The organism is Azospirillum sp. ST 5-10 (genome assembly GCF_051225715.1).
Lineage (GTDB): Bacteria > Pseudomonadota > Alphaproteobacteria > Azospirillales > Azospirillaceae > Azospirillum.
Genome location: NZ_JBPJSP010000096.1, coordinates 1 through 782, shown reverse-complemented (window position 1 = coordinate 782; position 782 = coordinate 1). Strand labels below are relative to the sequence as shown.

Sequence of the window (782 nt, the reverse complement as noted above, 5' to 3'; positions counted from 1 at the left end):
CGCCCTCGCGGATCGCCTGGTGGCCGAGCGCCACCGCGCGCAGCCCCGACCCGCAGACCTGGTTGATGCCGAAGGCGGTCGCCGCGGCCGGGATGCCGGCGTTGATGGCGGCCTGGCGCGCCGGGTTCTGGCCCTGGCCGGCGGTCAGCACCTGGCCCAGCAGGACCTCGGTCACTTCGGCGGCGTCGGTGCGCGCGCGGGCCAGGGCGGCGCGGATGACGGTGGCCCCCAGTTCGTGGGCCGGCACGGCGGCCAAGCCACCGTTGAAGGCGCCGATCGGCGTGCGCGCGGCGCCGGCGATGACGACATCGCTCATGGGATATCTCCTTCCGGTCAGGCCGCCGCGAGACGGGCCGAGCCGACGTCGGTCGCCACCTCGGCGACCTCTCCCGCCTTGGCGGGGTGGATGCGGTTGACCTCGTTGAAGGCGTGGATCTGCGCCTGGCTGACGTGGGCGAACCGCTCGGCGGCGTGGGCCGCGACGGCCTCGGCCAGGGCGCGGGCGTTGCGGCCCGCCGGCACCGCCACCCTGATCTGGAAGGTGACCGGCACCGACACCGTCACCAGCTCGCTCTCATTCGCTACGGACATGGCTGACTTTCCAAGGCTCGGGCGCGGGCCGGCGCGCGTTGGCCCCGGCCCGCACGGGGATTCACGGCAGGACCGGCATGGTCGGGACGGGGCTGGGCATGATCAGATCGGCCTCGGTGGCGGCCACGACCTGCTCCACGCTGACCCCGGGCGCGGTCTCCATGAGGACCAGCCCGTCGCTCGTCGGTTCG

1 protein-coding gene and 1 pseudogene are annotated in these 782 nt (G+C 74.4%); both read right to left on the bottom strand.

Going from position 1 to position 782, the window contains the following annotated elements:
* Positions 1-316 (bottom strand): annotated as a pseudogene (locus ACSBPG_RS31960) (acetyl-CoA C-acetyltransferase); the annotation flags it as partial.
* A 17-nt stretch (positions 317-333) separates the two neighbouring features.
* Positions 334-591, bottom strand: a complete 258-nt coding sequence (locus ACSBPG_RS31955) for a hypothetical protein (protein ID WP_435541295.1) — start codon at positions 589-591, stop codon at positions 334-336.
* Positions 592-782: the final 191 nt, after the last annotated feature.

Bases quoted from the DNA above. Each gene is read 5' to 3' on its own strand.
- ACSBPG_RS31955 (WP_435541295.1), bottom strand. From the start codon at position 591: ATGTCCGTAGCGAATGAGAGCGAGCTGGTGACGGTGTCGGTGCCGGTC.